20 protein-coding genes are annotated in these 18,476 nt (G+C 49.5%); 10 read left to right on the forward strand and 10 right to left on the reverse strand.

Annotated features, from left to right (window positions below):
• Positions 1-150 precede the first annotated feature (150 nt).
• From IQ256_RS23520 to IQ256_RS23540, 5 genes are all read left to right on the forward strand, one after another.
• Positions 151-1,482, forward strand: coding sequence for an FAD-dependent oxidoreductase (locus IQ256_RS23520; RefSeq protein ID WP_370623531.1), 1,332 nt, complete (start codon positions 151-153; stop codon positions 1,480-1,482).
• A gap of 91 nt (positions 1,483-1,573) precedes the next feature.
• The gene (locus tag IQ256_RS23525; RefSeq protein ID WP_193858131.1) at positions 1,574-2,347 is read left to right on the forward strand and encodes an HAD family hydrolase; all 774 of its coding nucleotides are present in this window, start codon (positions 1,574-1,576) and stop codon (positions 2,345-2,347) included.
• 19 nt (positions 2,348-2,366) lie between these two features.
• Positions 2,367-3,536 (forward strand): DNA double-strand break repair nuclease NurA, encoded by a 1,170-nt coding sequence (locus IQ256_RS23530; protein WP_193858132.1) that lies wholly within the window; start codon positions 2,367-2,369, stop codon positions 3,534-3,536.
• Between the two features lie 341 nt (positions 3,537-3,877).
• Positions 3,878-4,264 carry a hypothetical protein gene (locus tag IQ256_RS23535; protein WP_193858133.1) on the forward strand — a complete coding sequence of 129 codons (387 nt, stop codon included), beginning with the start codon at positions 3,878-3,880 and terminating at the stop codon, positions 4,262-4,264.
• Positions 4,265-4,280: 16 nt separating this feature from the next.
• Complete coding sequence (locus tag IQ256_RS23540; RefSeq protein WP_193858134.1) at positions 4,281-4,550, forward strand: hypothetical protein; 270 nt, start codon at positions 4,281-4,283, stop codon at positions 4,548-4,550.
• 94 nt (positions 4,551-4,644) lie between these two features.
• Here the strand turns inward: IQ256_RS23540 and IQ256_RS23545 are convergent, their stop codons facing one another.
• The 5 genes from IQ256_RS23545 to IQ256_RS23565 form a co-directional block, all read right to left on the reverse strand.
• Positions 4,645-4,875, reverse strand: coding sequence for an SDR family NAD(P)-dependent oxidoreductase (locus tag IQ256_RS23545; protein WP_193858135.1), 231 nt, complete (start codon positions 4,873-4,875; stop codon positions 4,645-4,647).
• Positions 4,876-5,129: 254 nt separating this feature from the next.
• Entirely contained in the window at positions 5,130-5,828 is a 699-nt protein-coding gene (locus IQ256_RS23550) for an SDR family oxidoreductase (RefSeq protein WP_193858136.1), read from the reverse strand.
• 61 nt (positions 5,829-5,889) lie between these two features.
• Positions 5,890-6,780 (reverse strand): SDR family NAD(P)-dependent oxidoreductase, encoded by an 891-nt coding sequence (locus IQ256_RS23555; RefSeq protein ID WP_193858137.1) that lies wholly within the window; start codon positions 6,778-6,780, stop codon positions 5,890-5,892.
• A gap of 54 nt (positions 6,781-6,834) precedes the next feature.
• Positions 6,835-7,797, reverse strand: a complete 963-nt coding sequence (locus IQ256_RS23560; RefSeq protein WP_193858138.1) for a mycofactocin-coupled SDR family oxidoreductase — start codon at positions 7,795-7,797, stop codon at positions 6,835-6,837.
• A 69-nt stretch (positions 7,798-7,866) separates the two neighbouring features.
• The gene (locus IQ256_RS23565; protein ID WP_193858139.1) at positions 7,867-8,715 is read right to left on the reverse strand and encodes an AraC family transcriptional regulator; all 849 of its coding nucleotides are present in this window, start codon (positions 8,713-8,715) and stop codon (positions 7,867-7,869) included.
• 83 nt (positions 8,716-8,798) lie between these two features.
• Between IQ256_RS23565 and IQ256_RS23570 the strand changes: the two genes are divergently transcribed.
• The gene (locus IQ256_RS23570; protein ID WP_193858140.1) at positions 8,799-9,935 is read left to right on the forward strand and encodes an aldo/keto reductase; all 1,137 of its coding nucleotides are present in this window, start codon (positions 8,799-8,801) and stop codon (positions 9,933-9,935) included.
• Between the two features lie 135 nt (positions 9,936-10,070).
• Here the strand turns inward: IQ256_RS23570 and IQ256_RS23575 are convergent, their stop codons facing one another.
• On the reverse strand, positions 10,071-11,417 hold the full coding sequence (locus tag IQ256_RS23575) for a cytochrome P450 (RefSeq protein ID WP_228025212.1): 1,347 nt from the start codon (positions 11,415-11,417) through the stop codon (positions 10,071-10,073).
• A gap of 61 nt (positions 11,418-11,478) precedes the next feature.
• On the opposite strand from IQ256_RS23575, the gene IQ256_RS23580 reads away from it, so the two are divergent.
• The 3 genes from IQ256_RS23580 to IQ256_RS23590 all read left to right on the forward strand — a co-directional run bounded on the left by IQ256_RS23580 (position 11,479) and on the right by IQ256_RS23590 (position 14,645).
• The gene (locus IQ256_RS23580; RefSeq protein ID WP_193858141.1) at positions 11,479-12,060 is read left to right on the forward strand and encodes a TetR/AcrR family transcriptional regulator; all 582 of its coding nucleotides are present in this window, start codon (positions 11,479-11,481) and stop codon (positions 12,058-12,060) included.
• Positions 12,061-12,825: 765 nt separating this feature from the next.
• Positions 12,826-14,160, forward strand: a complete 1,335-nt coding sequence (locus IQ256_RS23585) for an FHA domain-containing protein (RefSeq protein WP_193858142.1) — start codon at positions 12,826-12,828, stop codon at positions 14,158-14,160.
• A gap of 77 nt (positions 14,161-14,237) precedes the next feature.
• Positions 14,238-14,645, forward strand: a complete 408-nt coding sequence (locus IQ256_RS23590; RefSeq protein WP_193858143.1) for a hypothetical protein — start codon at positions 14,238-14,240, stop codon at positions 14,643-14,645.
• Positions 14,646-14,867: 222 nt separating this feature from the next.
• Here the strand turns inward: IQ256_RS23590 and IQ256_RS23595 are convergent, their stop codons facing one another.
• The 4 genes from IQ256_RS23595 to IQ256_RS23610 all read right to left on the reverse strand — a co-directional run bounded on the left by IQ256_RS23595 (position 14,868) and on the right by IQ256_RS23610 (position 17,994).
• The gene (locus tag IQ256_RS23595) at positions 14,868-15,473 is read right to left on the reverse strand and encodes a Uma2 family endonuclease (protein WP_193858144.1); all 606 of its coding nucleotides are present in this window, start codon (positions 15,471-15,473) and stop codon (positions 14,868-14,870) included.
• A 92-nt stretch (positions 15,474-15,565) separates the two neighbouring features.
• On the reverse strand, positions 15,566-17,014 hold the full coding sequence (locus IQ256_RS23600; RefSeq protein ID WP_193858145.1) for an AAA family ATPase: 1,449 nt from the start codon (positions 17,012-17,014) through the stop codon (positions 15,566-15,568).
• Positions 17,004-17,426, reverse strand: coding sequence for a VOC family protein (locus IQ256_RS23605; protein ID WP_193858146.1), 423 nt, complete (start codon positions 17,424-17,426; stop codon positions 17,004-17,006). The genes IQ256_RS23600 and IQ256_RS23605 overlap by 11 nt, the downstream gene beginning before the upstream one ends.
• A gap of 58 nt (positions 17,427-17,484) precedes the next feature.
• Entirely contained in the window at positions 17,485-17,994 is a 510-nt protein-coding gene (locus tag IQ256_RS23610) for a TIGR02652 family protein (protein WP_193858147.1), read from the reverse strand.
• 133 nt (positions 17,995-18,127) lie between these two features.
• Between IQ256_RS23610 and IQ256_RS23615 the strand changes: the two genes are divergently transcribed.
• Positions 18,128-18,476: gamma carbonic anhydrase family protein (locus IQ256_RS23615; RefSeq protein ID WP_193858148.1), on the forward strand; the 349-nt coding region annotated here is incomplete at its 3' end.

Here is an 18,476-nt window from a genome sequence, read left to right on the forward strand (position 1 = left end):
CCCAATATCCTCAAGCAAAATGAGCTAGCCTCTTCTAGTTTTTCCTTTGTGCATAATTAAGAACAGAAAATAGAGAGATAGAAAATAGAGAGATAGATCGTAGAGAGCAATCTAAAGACTGACCTGCGCGAAATTTTCTGGAGTCTATTAGTGAACAGCCCTACCTTAGCTATGAAGGCGACGATCGTTGGCGCAGGCCCGGCAGGATTGCTGCTGGCCCACTATTTGCTCGCTCGTGACTATCGAGTAGAGATCTACGATCGCCGCCCCGATCCGCGCACTATCGATCTAGACCAGCGACGATCGTTTCCCATCTCTTTGCAAGAAAGAGGCCGCAGCGCCCTAAAAGGAATACCGGGATTGGAAGATGCGATCGCATCCCACAGCGTCTTTTGTAAAGGCACCGTGATGCACAGCAAAAAGGGCGATCGCGATATACCGCGAAAAAACGAGGTAATGACAGTTGATCGCAACCAGCTAGTGCTGACCCTGTTAGAACAGCTCACGGCTAAATACGCTCAGCCTGAGCTGACCATTCGGTTTGACTGTGTCTGCGATCGCATTGATGACCAACAGCAGACTGTCGGTTTCCAAACAGCGGAGGGAGAAGATTTCTCAGTACGCTACGACCGATTGATTGGCGCAGACGGGGCTAGATCTCAAGTAAGAGATCAGCTATCCACACGCTATGGCCTTAGCTCTGAGCTAAACTACGTGCCCGATGCCTACAAGTCCATTTTTCTAGCTCGCAAAAAACCAGAACAAGGCGTCGAATTCGCACCCGATCGCATTCATGCCACTAATCTAGGCAAAGATTGTCGAATCATCCTGGCCCCGCTTCCAGGCGATGTGCTTCACGGCGCTTTCATCTTTGCTGGCCCCAATCCGCTAGCCACCTTCACTACCAAAGAAGAAGTCCTAGACTATTTTGAAACGAACATTCCTACGTTTCGATCCGTTCTATCTACCGAAGAAGCCGAAGCGCTGCTACAGCGGCCCACCGCTAGGCTGCTAACGGTCAAATGCGAGCAGTTTCACTATGGCGATCGCATTCTACTGATCGGCGACGCTGCCCACGCGGTTTCTCCTTCGATTGGGCAGGGCTGCAACTCAGCGCTACAGGATATTGCTATCATCAACCGCCTGCTAGATCGCTATCAGGATGACTGGGCACAGGCGATCGCGCAATTCTCAAAAGAAAGAGTAACTGACGCCCACGCCCTCATCGCCCTATCAGACTACTCATTTCCCCGTTCCAAACGCCTCATTCCTGAATTTCTCCTCCGTCTAAAGCTAGGGAGAAAGCTCAACCGATGGTTTCCGCAGTGGTTCAAACCCTTCGTTTTTGACCTGGTACTAGATAGCGATATGTCCTATTCAGAAATTCTTGAGCTCAGTCAGGGCTGGATCAACAAAGTCAAGCGCTCCAACGAGCGACTCAATCAGCGGCTTGCTTTCTCAAACGAGGGTGCAACAGATTAGCAAGACCGAAAATCTAGAACCAATTCGACTAGATCATCTTGAGTCATGGTAGATTCCTTCTGACGCTTGCATAATCTCTGGGCAACTCAATATGAATCCCCCTTCCCTGATTGCATTTGACTTCGACGGGGTTATTTGCGATGGACTAATTGAGTATTTTGAGACGGCTTGGCAGGCGTATTGCCAGCTATTTCAGCCAGATGAAACGACGCCACCTAATGGGCTCGACCAAAGGTTTTACCCGCTGCGCCCGGTAATCGAGACGGGGTGGGAAATGCCAGTACTGGTAGCGGCCCTAGTCAAGGGCGCTGAAGATCAACAGATTATTGACGATTGGCCAGAGATGGCGCTGCCCTATTTGGAGGCGGAAAATCTAACCAAAGAGCAGTCAGTGCAGACCTTAGATGGCGTACGCGACCAGAAAATTCAGTCGGATTTGCAAAGCTGGCTAAACCTGCATCGGTTTTATCCTGGGGTAATCGATCGGCTAAAAACGCTGTTAGATAGCGACTTGCCAATCTACATCGTTAGCACCAAAGAAGGAAGATTTATTCAGGCGCTGCTGGCTCAAAGCGGTGTGGATTTTCCTAGCGATCGCATCTTCGGCAAAGAAGTGAAGCGGCCAAAATATGAAACCCTGCGCCTGCTAAAAGAAAAGCACAGCGTAGAGAATATCTGGTTCATTGAAGATCGACTGCCTGCGCTCAGAGCGGTTGCCGAGCAGGGTGACCTAGACAAAGTGCAGCTATTTCTAGCCGACTGGGGCTATAACCTAGAAGGCGATCGCGCCACCGCAACACAAGACGACAGAATTCATCTATTATCATTGCAGCAAGTAGTACAGCCGTTCGATCAGTGGATATAGAAAGGGATGTAGAAAGCCCATGCTCGATCTCTCCAAACTCGCTCGTCAAATGCAGGGCATCAGCGATCATCTAAGCCAAGAGGCCGAAGCCGCTAGGCGTCGAGTAGAGATTGCTCAAAATCTGATGGTACAAGCTACTGCCGATCAATCCCTTTTGACTCAGCGGCTAGATGAGTATCGCGATCGCCTGCTTTTTGCCGCTGCCGAACCGATCGAACCGTTAGACACCAAAATTGCTTTAAAGACAGCGCCAGCTGCCCATACGGTACTCTCTTCTGACGGCTCTCAAATCTCTCCTAGTCACCACGAAATTGCTTACTGCTATCTGCTGAATATCAGCCGAGTGATTATTCACTACGGCCAAAGTCGATACCCAATACTTGATAGCCTGCCAGAGGTAATCTACCGAGCCGAAGATCTCTACGCCTCTCGTCAGTGGGGAATCAGCACCGAAGAATGGATGGGCTACAGGCGAACTGCCGCCGAAGCTATCATGCTATCTGAACTAGGCGAGAAAGACGCTGTGCCAGCGCTAGCCATGACAGATGGCTCTTTAATCTATTGGTTTTTAGAACAGATTCCTGCCGCCGCTCGCGACCAGATCTTGCTGCCTGTTCTGGCGGCTTGGGAGCAGTTACGAGAAAAGAGGATTCCGGTCATGGGATACATCAGCTCATCTCGCAGCGGCGAAGCGCTCAACTTTCTCAGACTACAAGCCTGCCCGTATGAAGGCCCAGACTGTCGCACCCACTGCGAAGATCAGCGTAGCCAGATGCCCTGTCAAACATTTTCACCGCTGCGCGATGTGACTTTGTGGGCAACGACCCTATCTCCTGGAGAAAGAGGGCCGCTGTGGAAAAGCTCAGCCGATATCTTGAGCTGCTACGGCGATCACACCACATATTTTTGCTACGTGCATGTGGGCGCAGAAGTGGCCAGAGTAGAGTTTCCCCAGTGGGTCGTAGAAGATAGCGAGCTATTGGACTCGGCGCTAAGTTTGATGCTAGCCCAGGTGCAAAAAGGATTTGGCTATCCGGTAGCGTTAGCAGAAGCACATAATCAGGCTGTCGTTAGGGGAGGCGATCGCACTCGATTCTTCACCCTGCTAGAACAGCAAATGATCCGCGCCGGATTGAAAAATGTAGGCACCTCATTCAAGGAAGCGCGTAAACGAGGAAGCATCGCTTAGGAACGTGCGCTCAAATAATGTACCGGCAAGCACCTGCTTGTTGAGCCCTCATCCCCAGCCCTTCTCCCGAAAGAAGAAGGGAGCCGGATTCAAAGTCCCTCTCCCCTCGGGAGAGGGATTTAGGGAGAGGGCTAGCGGTACATTATTTGTTTGCGGCTCCCTTAATCTACGAAATCATTGCTGCTGTAGCTCCTGTCGAGTTGCTTAGGTGTTTTTAACAGCTTGCATTGCGCTGTGCATTAAACCTGCGATCGCAAATCATGCTCTGAACTGGTACAAGCACCAAAATCTGACGCAGATAGCTCTCATATAATACGGACATGATGATTGGAAAATGACCTATGTCCTTCGCTTCTGTCCGGCAAAGCCTTGGTTTGAGTTGGTTCTGTCTACTGTCCATTCTGACAGCAGGTGTCATCATCTCGGTGGACTACCAAATTGGCAGCTTACAAAGCGCGCTCACTAATCACCTTGCCTCCACAGTCATGGTCGCTATTCCGATTGCGCTGATGGCCGTATGGCCGCTGATCGCCTTTAGCAAAAGGCAATGGGCACGCGGCCTACTCACTGTCTTTGTTCTGAGCGCCATTGCTTTTATACTGATACGGGTGTGGGTGAATACATCGGCTTCACCGACCGTTCAAGAGTCTCTATTGTTTGTTGCTGTAGCGGGCAGCATCTTCATTCTGATCTCTCTACCATCGGCACTATTGCTCAGAAGACGTTAAAGGAAGAATCACTCCGATGATAGTAAGATCTTCTGTGACTAAACAATCGTTCATCTTGAGTGCTGCTAGCCTAACCGTTGCAGCGATTTCTATACTGCTAGGTCAGCAGGTAAATTACCTGAACTACCTAATATTGTTCAACAGTATGGCTGTGTTGATGCTTTCGCTTGCGATCGCATCACTTCTGCTAAGTATCATTGGCATATGGCGACAGCAAGGTCGCAGCCTATGGAGCTGGGCAGCGGCTGGGCTAGCACTCTGTGTTTTACTCTGTGTATTCGACTAGTCTGAAAAGAGACGGTATGAAAGCAGTGAATAGCCGTTTTAGCAAAAGTCCAGACAAATCCTGTGAAGGTTTGCAATAGAGAAGTTTGCATAAATCAAGCCGTGTAGCGAGCGTTGGCAGCGACATCGACCACCGTCAGCCCCACCATTCCCCACTTAGAGGTAACATAGGTCGGCTTCAGTCCATTCCCCTGCCTGCCAAATGTAGAGCTAGTGATAATCACGCGCCCTGACTTCTTGCGCTCAACCTGGGCAAAACCGCTCGCAGCGTATTTGCCACGCCTATCACATTCACGTCCGTGATGGGTTGCCAAGAGTTTTGCCATACCGCTTCGCCCTCGGACATAAACCCAACGCCGAGTGAACAGCTGAGCTGATGCCCTAGTCTTGTCGGTGGTTTTAGATACATCGAAGTTCGAGGGCTTGTCTAACATGCGTCAGTGGCTTCTTTGTGATTACCGTTCCGAATTTACGTCCCGGCTTTTTGTGGATATACCGTAGGGCGTTCTACTCAAAAAAGTCTTGTAGATTTTTGCGATCTTGCCATCGATAGCGACCGGGTGTAGTCTGTGGGAAAAATCTACCAAGCAACGGGTTTACCATCTCGAAAGAACCCACCCGTTGGCCCATCATCGGGTAGCAGCGCCGCCCAAACAACGCTGGCTGCACCCGCTTCTACAGGCCGTCCGCCATCGCCGCCCATATCAGTTGCAACCCAACCCGGACACACTGCATTCACCAAGATACCGTCTGCTTTAAGATTTTCAGCCAGCATAATCGTTAGTGCATTGAGCGCGGCCTTAGAGACGCTGTAAGCGGGCGTTCCACCACTCATGCCATGCAGCGAGCCAGCCCCGCTCGATACATTTACAATGCGACCATGCGAAGACTCTTTGAGCAACGGCAGCAGTCCTTGCACCATCTGCCAAGGCCCAAGCGTGTTGGTTTCAAAGGCAAACCGTACTTCTGAGAGATCTGCGCCTGCTGCCGTCTGCCAGGTGTCGTATAGGATTCCAGCATTGTTGATTAGTACGTCCAATCGGCCATAGTGTCGCGAAATTTGCGCTGCAACCTGCTCAATGTCAGCAGTTTGAGTCACGTCAAGTTGACAAACTACGACATTGAGTCCATCTTCCTTCAAGCCTTTAGCTACGGCTTCTCCTTTTTCAGGGTTGCGAGAGCCAAGCAAGACTGTCATTCCTTCACGGGCTAACTGACGAACCACTTCAAGGCCAATGCCACGATTAGCGCCAGTAATCAATGCGATACGTTCTGCCATTTATATTCTTCTTTGTCTCCGATTGAGTATCTGATGGACTGCCCCGATCAGATTACCTTTGTTAGGCGAGATATCCTCCTGTGGCATCCAGGTCTGTGCCAACGATGCAGGTTGCTTCATCTGAGCAGAGAAATAGTACACTCCTAGCAATCTCTTCGGGCATTACGATACGTTGGATAGGATAGTCCTGAGCAATTGTTTCAGCATTGGTATTCCAAGCTGCCATTGCTCTTCTGAGCATGGGGGTATCAACGGCACCTGGGGCGATCGAGTTTACTCTAATATTCTTATCTGCATATTCTAGTGCTGCGACCTTCGTCAATGAGACAACAGCGTGCTTACTGGCACTGTAAGGCGCAATTGTCGCAAAGCCCGTATGTGCAGAAACAGACGCATTGTTGACGATAATGCCACTGCCTTGACGGAGCATCTGAGGTAGTTCATGCTTCATCGACAGAAAAACGCCCGTTGCATTCGTGGTCATTACGTTCATCCATTCTTCCAAAGGGCGTTCGGCAACCGTTGCTGGAGAACTTTCAACACCAGCGTTGTTGAATGCGATATCAATGGCACCATATCGTGATACACAGGTATCGACAAACGCTTTGATATCTTCTTCAGAACGAACATCTGCCCTTTGGTAAGTGGCTTTTCCGCCTGCGCCTTGGATACTTTGAGCAACCTGCTCGCCTAGCGCTTCTCTTCGTCCACAGAAATGAACTGTAGCTCCCTCAGCGGCAAAGGCTCTTGCTGTTGATTCTCCGATGCCTGACGTAGCCCCTGTAATGAGTACCACCTTATCGGCGAAGCGATTTCCGCCAGAAACAACAGATTGAGGTTCGGGGGGATTCTGAGTGTTTGCTTTTGCACTTTGAGTAGCAACGGCTGCTGTAAGTCCAACCGCTCCAACCGCTCCAGTTGTGATGATTCTACGACGATTTATATTAGACATAAAAGACTTCCTGATTTCTTCTTTTTCTGTTTAGCTACAATCTTCCGATCTCTCTTACGCTGACCAGCGAGCATTGCTCCCTGCAGCGATATCAATAGCACCGCCTGTGAGGTAGCGAGCTTCTTCTGAGACTAGAAAGACAACTGTATCGGCGACAGCTTCTGGCTCCAGAATGCCAACGTTTAGCGCGTGGAACTGCTGGGCGACGGCGTTGAGTTCTTCCACCGTGGGATTAGGGTTTCCCGGCAGCGCGGTCCCTTGGGTCGTAAGCACCGTGTCAATAAAGGTTGGACAGACCGCATTCACTCGAATGCCGCGATCGCCCACTTCTAACGCAGTCGTTTTGACTAAGCCAATCACCCCCCACTTGGTTGCACCGTAGTTAGAAACGCCCGGTGTTCCTATGCGCCCGCCAATCGAGGAATTGGCAACAATGCTGCCCGATCCTCTCTCAATCATGTGAGGTAGCACTGCTCTAAACGCATTGGCCGTCCCTGTCAGGTTGACGTCCACCACATCGCGCCATTGCTCGTCTGTCATCTCCGCGAGCGTTGCATCCGCCGAAGCGATGCCTGCATTGGAAAAAAGAATGTCTATCTGGCCAAACTCGCTGATAGCCAGCGCTGTCGCTTCACGCAGTGGTGCCATCTCTCTTACGTCGGCTTTTGCCGCTATGCAGCGCTGTCCTTCGGCCTCGACCAGCCGCTGAGTCTCGCTTAGGTCAGCGTCAGAAGCCATTGGGTAAGGGGCGCTTGGGATGTTTTGGGCAATGTCTACGGCTAAGATGTCTGCGCCTTCTTTAGCAAATGCGATCGCCGTTGCGCGTCCAATGCCTCGCCCTGCACCCGTAATCATGGCTACTTTGCCGCTGAGTCTACCGGAACCCGTCACTTGAATATCCGGTGATGCTTGCGCTTGCTGAGCAGTCGCACTATCTGTTTTAGCGACACCCACAACAGCAACACCTGCCGCACCCACACCGCCTAACAGAACGCGACGACGGCTTACGTCTGACATAGAACTCACTCCCGCTTTATCGATACTTGGGACTTAAGTCGATAGTTTAGCGATTGCCTTAAAGCAGCTCTAGGAAGATATTGCTATCTGGCTGGTGTATCTGGCAGGCGTTGTACCCACATGCCGCTTGAAGTGCTTGCCGAAGTGGCTTTGATCGTAAAATCCAGATGCGATCGCAGTCTCCGAAATCGAATGCCCCTGTGCGAGTAGTTTTCTAGCCTCGGCCAGTCGCAGCTGCGTTTGATAGGTACTTGCAGAAACCCCTATTTCCTTTTGAAAAAGACGACAAAAATGAAAGCGACTAAGACCCGCAACAGCTGCTAGATCGTCTAAAGAAATGTCGTCACTGTAGTGCGTGCCAAGATAGTCTCGGGCCGCTACGACAGCTTTTCGACAGGATTTGAATGAGCCGATTGCAGGCTGCTCTAGCGCGTAGCGACCAATCAGACAAGACAGAAAGTTCCAGAGGGCAACGTCTTGCTCTAGCTGCGAACTCTTTTGCGTACTGGCTGTAGATAGCTCCAAAAACAAGCGGTTTAACAGCGCATCCAGAGGCAGCACCGCTGAGAAGAATGGCTCACTACTGGGGCGATCTAGAACCTCAGCCGCGATCGCGTTTAGCCATTTTGGGTGGATATGTGCCATTGCGAAGTGAGCAGGCTCCGATAGATGCGGGCGATCGCTCGGCGCATGAACTTCACCCGAATGAACAACGCTCAACCGACCCACTGGAATCTGATGAACTTCACCCCGGTAAGTGTACTCACCCTGATGATCGAAGCTCAGCGCAAACTGATATTCTTCGTGACTGTGCTTAGGAATCGGCTCTACAAGTCCGGCTGTATAGGCATACTGTTCTAGCAGCACACCGTCAGATTCGTAAGCTTGGACGGAAATGTCAGCGGTGGGGGAACTCATCAAAAGAAAGCAATTTTGTACTAGAGCGCAGAAACGTTCCTACTTAAAATGTATCCCTGAACTGAGATTTCGAGACGATCAATATGGACTACTACACACTTGGAAAGACCGGACTTAGGGTAAGTCGCCTTGCCCTCGGTACGATGACATTTGGAGAAGATTGGGGCTGGGGCGCTGAAGAATCAACTGCTCGCCAAATTTTCGACAAATATCTAGAAGCGGGTGGCAACTTTATCGACACTGCCGATATGTACACCAACGGCAACAGCGAGAAGATGCTGGGCCAGTTTGTAAAAGAAAGTGGTAGTCGTGATCGCGTCGTCATCTCTACCAAATTCAGCTACAGCGCGCAGCCCGGCAATCCCAACGCTGGCGGCAATGGCCGCAAAAACATCATGCGAGCGGTTGAAGGCTCACTCAGGCGTTTGAACACTGACTATATCGATCTCTACATTCTGCATACCTGGGATCAGGTAACCCCTGCTGAAGAAGTCATGCGATCGCTAGACAATCTAGTCACTGCTGGAAAGGTGCGACATGTGGCGCTCTCAGACGTACCTGCCTGGTACATGGCTCAGGCGCAAACGCTAGCGCAAGAGCGACACTGGGAGCCGATTAGTACTATCCAGCTCGAATACTCTTTGGTTGAGCGCAATATTGAGTTCGAGTATGTACCGCTGGTGAAGGCTCTAGGCTCGGGCATTATGGTCTGGTCACCACTGGCGAGCGGGCTGCTCTCAGGAAAGTACAAGCCCTCTAAAGAAAGTACTGAAGGCTCTGGAACAGGCGCTGAAGGCTCTGGCCGACTGTCTACGCTAGCTGGTGGAGACAACCCTGCGTTCAACAAGTTTACAGAACAGAATTGGGCAATTGTTGCCGAGTTAGAGAAAGTAGCAAAAGAGATAAATCGTTCTATGGCACAAGTCGCTGTGAACTGGGTAGTGAACCGCCCAGGGGTCGCTAGCGTTTTGATGGGCGCAACTAAGCTGCACCAGCTCGAAGACAATCTAGGTGCGCTGGACTTCAGCCTACCGACTGAATTGCAACAGCGCCTAGATGAAGTGAGTCAGCCAGACAGTCGCTTCCCCTACACTTTCTTTGAACCGAGTTTTCAAGGGATGATTCACGGCGGCGCTGCGGTGGGTGATAAGCCGGTTGGCTATAGTCAACCAATATTTGTGCCTGGAGAAAAGCAAGAGAGTAACAGCTCAGAAGATTAGCAGAAAGTTCTCTTGTTTACAGCTTTTGTCACTTTGCTTTTGTCATCAATATTGGCTGAAAGTCACATGGAGAAGTCATATAGAGAAGCTACATAGAAGCAGCAGGCAAAGTGACTAGCAACGTGCGATCGCATATTACTCCAACAACCGAGCAGGTCTGAAATGGACTTTTAGACCGTCGTGAGGACGAGAAAAAGGCAGTACAGTGCGCTCTAGATTTTGACCGGGAACCAATTCCCAAGTATAGCCACGTACTAATAGTGCAGCAAACAGTTTGATTTCTAATTTGGCGAATTCCTTTCCTAAACATTCTCGAATACCGCCGCCGAATGGGATGTGACTGCAGACCTTTTGCTTATCTTCGGCCCGCTCTGGCGAAAACCGGTCTGGGTCAAATCGCTCTGGATTGTTGTAAATTTTGCTATCCTGATGAGTCTCAGGGATCTGATAGTAAACATCCCAACCCTTTGGAATCAGATATCCACCCAGCTCACAATCTTCTAAGACCCTGCGAGAACCGCTCCGTACAACAGGTGGAACAATGCGTAAAACTTCTTTGATCACCTGCTCTAGATAGGTCATCTGCTTTAGATCATTTGGTGTCAGTTGAGTTGGAAACCCGAGTTGTTCTTGTTCTGCTCGCACACCCTTCAGAACCTCTGGATGCTGTGCGAGCAATAGACACAAAGACGTGAGTGCGGAGGTCAGCGTCTCGTGGCCTGCAATGAGCATTGCCAGGACGTTATCCTTGACATCTTCTCGGCTGAGCAAATTGCCCGACTCATCTTTTGCGCTGAGCAAAATGCTCAAAACGTCTTGCTCTTTTGACTCGCTTTGCTGGCGCTGATCAATCAGCTGGTCAAAGCGAGTTAGAAGCAATTCTCTGGCTCGAATGGCTTTGTCTAGCGGACTACCCGGAAATCTCACAGGCGGCGCTAGCAGCCCTTTGCTCCAAGTTTCATAAACCTTTTCTAATGGCTCATCTGCCGCCGTGCTGACGCCAATAAACAGGCGACAGGCGATATCAAGGGTATACTTCTTTAGCTCCTCGTACCAAGTCAAATCGCCTATCTGCTCCCACTTCTTGAGGTCCTGTTGAGTTACGGATTCCATCGTGACTGCATAGCGTTCTAAAGTTCTAGGCTGAAAAGCCTTAAATAGCTGACGACGGAGGGTTTGATGAGCTACGCCTATCTGTACGCCAATCGACCTTTCACCCAGCAGCATTTCAAAGTTTGGCGTATTCGTCATCTCCAGCTTCTTCCCATCGTTAGAGAACAGAAACTGCACAGCCTCCGCACCAATTAGCACGACGTTTGGAGCGCCGAAAAGATGGGTTTTGAATATATTGCCATGCCGCTGCTGGCGCTTCAGAATAAAGCCCTCCGGGTCTCTCAAGTAGCTGAAAGACTCACCAACTAAAGGAAAACCAAATCGACCTGGCGGTAAAGGCTTCGTCGCTTCCATTAAAGGCATAGTCATACGTTTCACCCTCTATCTACATTAACGATACGATACTGTATCGTAATTTATAATAGCAGTCATGAGTGAAAGTAAACCCAAACGAGGTCGTCCTCGCAGCATTGAGTCCCATCAAGCTATTTTGGAAGCTACGCTGTCGCTATTAGCGGAAGTTGGGTATGAGGCGATGAGTATCGAGGCGATCGCATCTCAAGCAGGTGTCGGCAAGACCACAATCTACCGACGCTACGCAGGTAAAGAAGAAGTGGTGGCTGCGGCGATTGAAAGCATTCGCGAAGAGGTTGCGATCGCTGATACCGGAAGCCTTTGGGGTGACTTAGATGCAATTATTGAGAATGCCGCACAGACTACCCTCAGTCCCCTCGGCAGGCAGGCCGTTGCTATGATCATCAGCAGTGCTTCGACCAATCCTCAGTTCGCGCAGCTCTATTGGAAGAATTATCTACAGCCGCGCAGACAAGCCTTTACGGTTGTGATAGAACGAGCCAAGGCTAGAAACGAAGTGAAGCCGGATTTAGACCCTGGATTGGTATTCGATACCATGAGCGGAATCATGCTCTACTCACGCATTTTTCAACCAACTTCTGAACCTTGGAAAGCCTACATTCTCAGGGCTTTGCGTCTTCTACTCGAAGAATCGTAGGTTTGGTCTGTTCAAACTTCACTAGCCCATAGTCTCAAAAATCCTGAGGCTTTCTGACAATCGAAGAATGAGACATGAAATGAGACGCGCTTTCGGCACAGTACCGAAAGGTCTAGATAATAAGACATCAAGGGGCTAGTGGGTCATTTGTCGTGACCGTAGCCATTTGCAAAGTCGAGAATGCTCTCTCCATAAGGTTTGCTCGATTTCAAGAAAGGCCATGACCATAGCAAATGACCCACTAGTTTAAACTGATAACTGTTTGCTAAAAAGTACGCATGTATTATCCCGGCTATCTCTATTGCACAATAGCTGTTGAAGCGGTCTTAGAATTTCTAGAGAAAGACTGAAATTCTTTCTCTTTTGAACTTTCTCGATTACTTTATTTCGCCACCATATGAAATCTACTGCGGCTTCTTCGTTTATTTAAGTTGTTAATACTCAATACTTCTTAGTAGTCTATTCTTGATAGTTTAAGAGAACTCAGTGTGAATGTAATGCTTTAGAAAAATAAATCAAGATTATATGTTTAAACTGTTTCGAAATAGCTGTCTCTGTGACTTATACAAGAAAAGGCAGGTAAAATCTCTAGAGAAAGCGTCAGTTTCGTAGTTCACAGCGTAAAGATTCAGGAAAAACTTACGGCAGATAGCAGATGCAGGGACAGGAGTGTTTTTTGACGTAGTAATTTCGAAATGCCTTTCAGAATAACTTTTATTTGAATTGATTTAGAAAACTTGATCGGAGAGGTTTGAAGCATCTATTTTGAAGCTCACAGTTTTTATAGAGAGAGTCAACAGTGTAAAAGAGCTGGGTGATATAAAGGATGCTGAACAGAGTTATGAGCTCACTCCTGGGCAGAAGAGATACATAGCAGGTAGCGATAAAGGATGTAGCTTGCCTCTCCCAGATTCTTCTGATGTATCTACACATCACATCGAATTTAGCTTTAGTTCTAATGAGGGTGTATGGCAGGTAAAAGAGATCAGTCAGAAAAATAATGTTTTTGTTAATGGAAATTCTCTTTTTCAATACCGACCTGTCACTCAGTATCCAATAAATTCACAAACCCGTATTGAGATCGGAAGTGAGATCTCCTTAATCGCGACTCCAGTCGACGTTGAAGCTTCGACAACCTATGACGAGGCACTAAGTACAATCGCCCAGCCTAGCTCATTAGCGCGTGAGTCTGAAAGAGCTGCTGCAACAGGAAAATCGGGAGGCGTGAGCACAGTATTACAGGATTCCATTCCTAAAGGTAATCAAAACAGAGTAGAGAGTAGTTCAATAGCTCGCGGTTTCGATTCCCTGAGCTGGCAAGATATTGGTGCGCCATCAATCGTAAATCTTGGATTTAGCTGGTTCAAGATTGGTACTCCCGAAGATGGTGTCGGTCTAAAGATACGAGCATTTGACCTACAGCATACATATAGGATTGACAAAAAGGAAAACGATATAGATAGTATTTGCGAAAAGCTTTACGTCCGTGTCTATCAGGCAGTCTCTGAAGGTCGTTTGGGTGATTCAAAGGTGCGCCCAGTAATCTATGCTAAAGACGCTGCGAATACACAGGATCGTCGCAGATACATCCTTATAACTAGAGATACCGTTCATGGAAACAGATCGACAGTTTTCGTGCGCTTTATTGAGTTTGGAGAGAACCTTTATGTTGGTCTGGATGTTTATACATTAGGTAATGTGAGCTGGTTTAAGCTATTGAAGAAGGGAGCAATTACAGCTGCCTTGTTTTTTTTGAGCCCACTTACTCTTTTCCTATCTCTATTCGCTATTCCTATAATCTGGTGGAAGCTGTTCTGGCGTATTGGCTACGAAAAGAATGTAATGCTCGCTATACGTCAAGAATTTCCTGGGATAATTGGCGGCGGCCCTTTTGATTACGATGATGTTTTCATGTTTTCAAAAAGCACTGTTTCTTTGATCGTGAAGACAGTAAGGAACGTTTTTGAAGAAGAAAAGCTTCCACTCGAAAGCTTAGACGCATTCATTCAGCAAATCAACAATGTGACGCAAATAAATACTGAGGGAGGTGCTATCAGTATGGTCAATTCAGCTGTAGGTACTGACAACAAAGTATCGTAGCAGCACTGCTGAAAGATAGGCATTCCTAGTATTAATTGTCTAGCCGACTAATAAGCGTTATTCAGAGAGGTAACACAATGTCCAATAATTCAGCCAGCATCAATACTGGCGGTGGTGCTATGAGTATGACGAATAGTGCCGTTGGACAGGGCAATGAGGTTAGTAACAATCAGTCCATTGCCAGCACTACTTCTAGTGAAAGTGACATTTCGGAACGCGATGACTTACTAGAAGCACTTCAGAAACTTCTAACGGACTTAAGCAAGGCTGAAGATATACCACCAGACGACAGTAAGGACTTGAGGTACAGTACTGAAGAAGCCATTGATGCTGCACGGGCACAACCGCCGAAGAAGACGCGGGTGGTTGATAAACTAACTTCGATACAGAAGACCTTAGAGAGCTTGAAAAACAGTGCAGGTTCGGCAGTTGCGTTGGGAAGTCTGACTAAAAAAATTTTAGTAGCCGCAGGTACTCTTCTGTAGAGGCGTGGTTCAGCAGAAGATAACGCTTCTGGGCTTACGTTCTGAGGTGACCGAGTAGCTCTCCACTTCTAAAGGTAGGTATGGCATGAAGAATAACGTAAAGAGAACGGTTGGACACGATCAGTAGTGCCTTAAACAATACGTGTAAACAGTCCCAAAACCCTTCCGATACTGTTGGCGGCGCGATGTAGATAAGTCGAGTGTGACATGGACTGAAGACAACTATCGAGGCATCACATCGTCTAGTTGTAATTTGAGATCCGGCAAGAGCGGTGAGAGAATTGTTTCCCCGCGTCTGTACTGCCGCTGAACGTACTCGTCGCCCTGCAACTGGCAAACTGTGAAGGTAGGTTGCTTAGGCTTACCAATAAAGACAGTGCCGCCCAAACCCTGAAAGTCTACAATCCAGTACTCAGAGATGCCGGATAGAGCGTATTCTTCTAACTTCCTAGCATAGTCGGTTTCCCAATTGGTACTGACAACCTCAACCGCCATTTTGACAGAGCGACCTAGGGTGATGACTGGTTCACGTTCCCATAGTGGTTCGCTGGATAAGGCGGTTTCATCAAGTACAACAACATCCGGGCGGCGAGCCGTAGCGGCTTCCCCTGAGGGTCGAAGTAAGCAAGTCCGAGGAATGAACCAGGGTAGTTTGGCCAGTGTGATTGCCATGCCGAGTTGAGTGGCAATCTTACCCCCTACGGTTTCGTGAGGGCCAGTAGATTCTGTGTCAATCAGCTCTCCATCGGCCAGTTCGTAGCGAGGATTATCGGCATATTGCCTAATAAAGTCGTCGAGAGAAAGCGGTTTGTTGAGCGTGTAGGTCATGAGTCAGGTACTGGCGCTCGTAGAGACGAAGAGATTGGGCTGGCTTGGTCTAAACCGCAATTATATTAGCTGAGCAAGCAAGCTGAGTAAGGCTAGCTAACTAAGTTGATAGAGAGTCCTCTACGTTTGATCGCTTGTTGAATGTGGCTGAATGTGACGGTCTTGGCATGTTTAGACTGGGCGATCGCAACTGCCGCCTGAGCGATCGCACTCAGCTCCCCACCGCTCAGCTTCATCTGCACTGCCAAACTCTCCCAATCGATCTGGTCACTACAAACAATGCCAGAAAATGCCTGTCGCAACAGCGTTTGTCGGGCCATTTTGTGAGGCAAAGGCAGCGTAGAAATCATATCCATTTGCTGCCGCCAGCTCGCCTTGACAGTGTGCAGATAGCGAGTGCTAAACAAGGTCAAACTGGGCGCATTCCGCCTTTGTTGTAACCATTGCAATAAAGAGGCCGTTGGTAGATCAGCGCTGCGGCCAAACCAAACCGAAGCCGATCGAATCAACAGAACAGGATAGCGGATCGCATCAAGCGTGAGCAGCACTGAGCGCGCATCGTCAGGATGAACCTGGCTGAGATCGATTTCGCATAGCGGCTGACGCAGGGAATTGGCGATTGCCCCTGCCGCCATGGTCTTGCCAGTCCCCATCGCCCCGACTAGCATTGCCGTATGCCCTGTTTGCGATCGCGTCAGCAAACTCGCAGATGCTTGCTGACAAAGCGTTTGCAGTTGTGAAATAACCGGGGCTGGCAAGATTAGCTGATCCCAAGACACTGCTGGCTGGCGGATCTTGACCGCGCGCGTGGCCGCAGTTGGCTCGGGCAGCGCTAAAACTGGCTCGGGCTGAGAGGTTGCTAGCCGCTGAAAAAGCACTTGCTGATCGGGCTGTTCTGCGAGCAGGTAATCTACCCACTCTTCGGTTAGCTGTAGATAGCTGCTCAGTCGAGTTGTGGCGCGCGGCGATACATAGCGAAGAATGCGCTTTTCAATCAGCGACTGCGGCCCGATCAGACTGGCTCTGGCCCGGCGTCGCTCTAGATCGTTGCGGCAGAGTAACCGCAGCGCCAAGTCCATCATCGGCAAATCAGAGGCGCTTTTACTCTCCTCGCCCGTCTGCAAAAAGTGATAGAGCTGGCCGTAGCGCCGATTGACTTCGGGGGCTAGCACCATCAGAATCAAATTCTTTTCAAATAGCGTCAGATTCAGATAATTTCGCAAGGAGGGCAGCGCCAGCACGACGCTCTCTTCCGCCGTCAGCTTAATTCGATTTTCTAGCTGACTTTGATAGCCGGTTGACTTGCGCTGGCGCGGTGTGGGCACTACCTGGCGGTCGTCATAGCCTGGATTAGGCACGAGGATGACGCCCTTCCACCAGTGGCTACTCACCACATCAGCGCGGTTGGCAGCTACTTTTCGCACTTCTTTGGTCTCTTTCTTTTGACGCGCGATCGCCAGCATCAGCAGTCGATCCAACCAGGTCAGCTCTGTTTTCAGATATGCCCAGTTGTCTGCAAATGGCATCTGATCAACGCCCATTCTCAATCCGCCGAATAAATTCCAAAGGAAGCCCGTCTGTATCTGCTATGAAAGCGACTTCATAGAGATGATCGCCAATTTGCTGCTGCTGCGGTTCTAATAGAACGCTGAGCCGCCCGCCAGTAGCCTGGGCCTGTGTACGTAGGCTCCCCAACCAAGCCGGCAAACTCTCAATTTCGTCGGTCAAATCAAACGACAGGTGATAGTAGCCGGTATAGTGCTCATCGACAAACGCATCTAGCGCCGGCCTGGGCTCGGGTACTTGAATCAGCTCAATTCGTCCGCCTAGCCCCGTCATCCAGCAGGCTAGTGTAATCCCAGCCGTGAACCGGGTTTCGAGTTCAAACCCCAGCCGTTCGTAGAATGCGATCGCCTGATGAATATCCGCCGTTTTGATCGAAGCGTGATGCATAGGAAATGCGAAGGATGAGGAATCGAAAACGAACAGCAGACCTTAGAGAATCATCTGCCTAATCAAACATCTTCAGATATCGATATTGGGTCGGCACACCCGGTTCCTTTTCTAGATCAAAATTCACCACTGCCCACTGCGGCGTCACCGAGGCTGGCTCACTAAATGTCACCGGCAGCCCATACAGCTTGGGAATCTTCTCACGCCCTGAACTTTGCCAGGGTGCGCCATGCTCTAAATACGGACTCATCAACTGTCGATAGCGCTCAGCAATAATCACCCGAGTCGCCCGAAAGCCCTGCGTATACAGCCGATCTAGCTCTTCGTGAATCTCAAATCGGATGCCATCTGGATGGGTGTGCTGCCGATACCATCGCTCTTGCCAGCGACGCCAGTGCCGCCCCGACTGCACATGTACCAGCTCTTCAGTCTTCGGATTAGCTTCAAACGCACCGTGGCGAGAGCATAGATAGCTATCTGTTAGCACCAACGCAGGAATCGTCTGGCGGCAGTGGGGACAGTGTACTTCCGGGCCGAATATGGGATATTGAGAGGCGGAGCCTAGCATCAAAAGTCTCTATCGCTGAGGAGTGGTCTGGGTAATGAATCTGAATGATTTGGCTGGGTGATTGATGCCACAACCTAAAGGTCTATAGTAATCGACTTCTTCTAGCTAGCGGACTATCCCCGTAAATTCAACCATGTCCTTATCAAAGTCTTCTAGTAGTCTGCCAACTCCTTCACTTTTGAAGCAGCCGGATTTGAGCGCAGCCGCTTTTGTTGCCAGTAATGCCACTGTGATTGGCCAGGTGGATATCGGCACAGGCGCTAGTATCTGGTACGGCGCTGTGGTTCGAGGTGATGTAGAAAGTATCCAAGTTGGTGAGCACACGAATATTCAAGACGGCGCTATCTTACATGGCGATCCCGATCAGCCTACGGTGCTAGAAGCCTATGTCACAGTGGGTCATCGCGCCGTTGTTCACAGCGCCCATATCGAAACGGGCTGCTTGATCGGGATTGGCGCAATTGTTTTGAACGGTGTTCGGG

It is taken from the genome of cf. Phormidesmis sp. LEGE 11477 (assembly GCF_015207105.1).
GTDB lineage: Bacteria > Cyanobacteriota > Cyanobacteriia > Phormidesmidales > Phormidesmidaceae > Phormidesmis.

What these genes read in the sequence shown, in the direction of transcription:
- IQ256_RS23525 (WP_193858131.1), top strand. Translation starts at nt 1,574, where the DNA reads ATGAATCCCCCTTCCCTGATTGCATTTGACTTCGACGGGGTTATTTGC.
- IQ256_RS23530 (WP_193858132.1), top strand. Translation starts at nt 2,367, where the DNA reads ATGCTCGATCTCTCCAAACTCGCTCGTCAAATGCAGGGCATCAGCGAT.
- IQ256_RS23535 (WP_193858133.1), top strand. Translation starts at nt 3,878, where the DNA reads ATGTCCTTCGCTTCTGTCCGGCAAAGCCTTGGTTTGAGTTGGTTCTGT.
- IQ256_RS23540 (WP_193858134.1), top strand. Translation starts at nt 4,281, where the DNA reads ATGATAGTAAGATCTTCTGTGACTAAACAATCGTTCATCTTGAGTGCT.
- IQ256_RS23545 (WP_193858135.1), bottom strand. Translation starts at nt 4,875, where the DNA reads ATGGCAAAACTCTTGGCAACCCATCACGGACGTGAATGTGATAGGCGT.
- IQ256_RS23550 (WP_193858136.1), bottom strand. Translation starts at nt 5,828, where the DNA reads ATGGCAGAACGTATCGCATTGATTACTGGCGCTAATCGTGGCATTGGC.
- IQ256_RS23555 (WP_193858137.1), bottom strand. Translation starts at nt 6,780, where the DNA reads ATGTCTAATATAAATCGTCGTAGAATCATCACAACTGGAGCGGTTGGA.
- IQ256_RS23560 (WP_193858138.1), bottom strand. Translation starts at nt 7,797, where the DNA reads ATGTCAGACGTAAGCCGTCGTCGCGTTCTGTTAGGCGGTGTGGGTGCG.
- IQ256_RS23565 (WP_193858139.1), bottom strand. Translation starts at nt 8,715, where the DNA reads ATGAGTTCCCCCACCGCTGACATTTCCGTCCAAGCTTACGAATCTGAC.
- IQ256_RS23570 (WP_193858140.1), top strand. Translation starts at nt 8,799, where the DNA reads ATGGACTACTACACACTTGGAAAGACCGGACTTAGGGTAAGTCGCCTT.
- IQ256_RS23575 (WP_228025212.1), bottom strand. Translation starts at nt 11,417, where the DNA reads ATGACTATGCCTTTAATGGAAGCGACGAAGCCTTTACCGCCAGGTCGA.
- IQ256_RS23580 (WP_193858141.1), top strand. Translation starts at nt 11,479, where the DNA reads ATGAGTGAAAGTAAACCCAAACGAGGTCGTCCTCGCAGCATTGAGTCC.
- IQ256_RS23590 (WP_193858143.1), top strand. Translation starts at nt 14,238, where the DNA reads ATGTCCAATAATTCAGCCAGCATCAATACTGGCGGTGGTGCTATGAGT.
- IQ256_RS23595 (WP_193858144.1), bottom strand. Translation starts at nt 15,473, where the DNA reads ATGACCTACACGCTCAACAAACCGCTTTCTCTCGACGACTTTATTAGG.
- IQ256_RS23600 (WP_193858145.1), bottom strand. Translation starts at nt 17,014, where the DNA reads ATGGGCGTTGATCAGATGCCATTTGCAGACAACTGGGCATATCTGAAA.
- IQ256_RS23605 (WP_193858146.1), bottom strand. Translation starts at nt 17,426, where the DNA reads ATGCATCACGCTTCGATCAAAACGGCGGATATTCATCAGGCGATCGCA.
- IQ256_RS23610 (WP_193858147.1), bottom strand. Translation starts at nt 17,994, where the DNA reads ATGCTAGGCTCCGCCTCTCAATATCCCATATTCGGCCCGGAAGTACAC.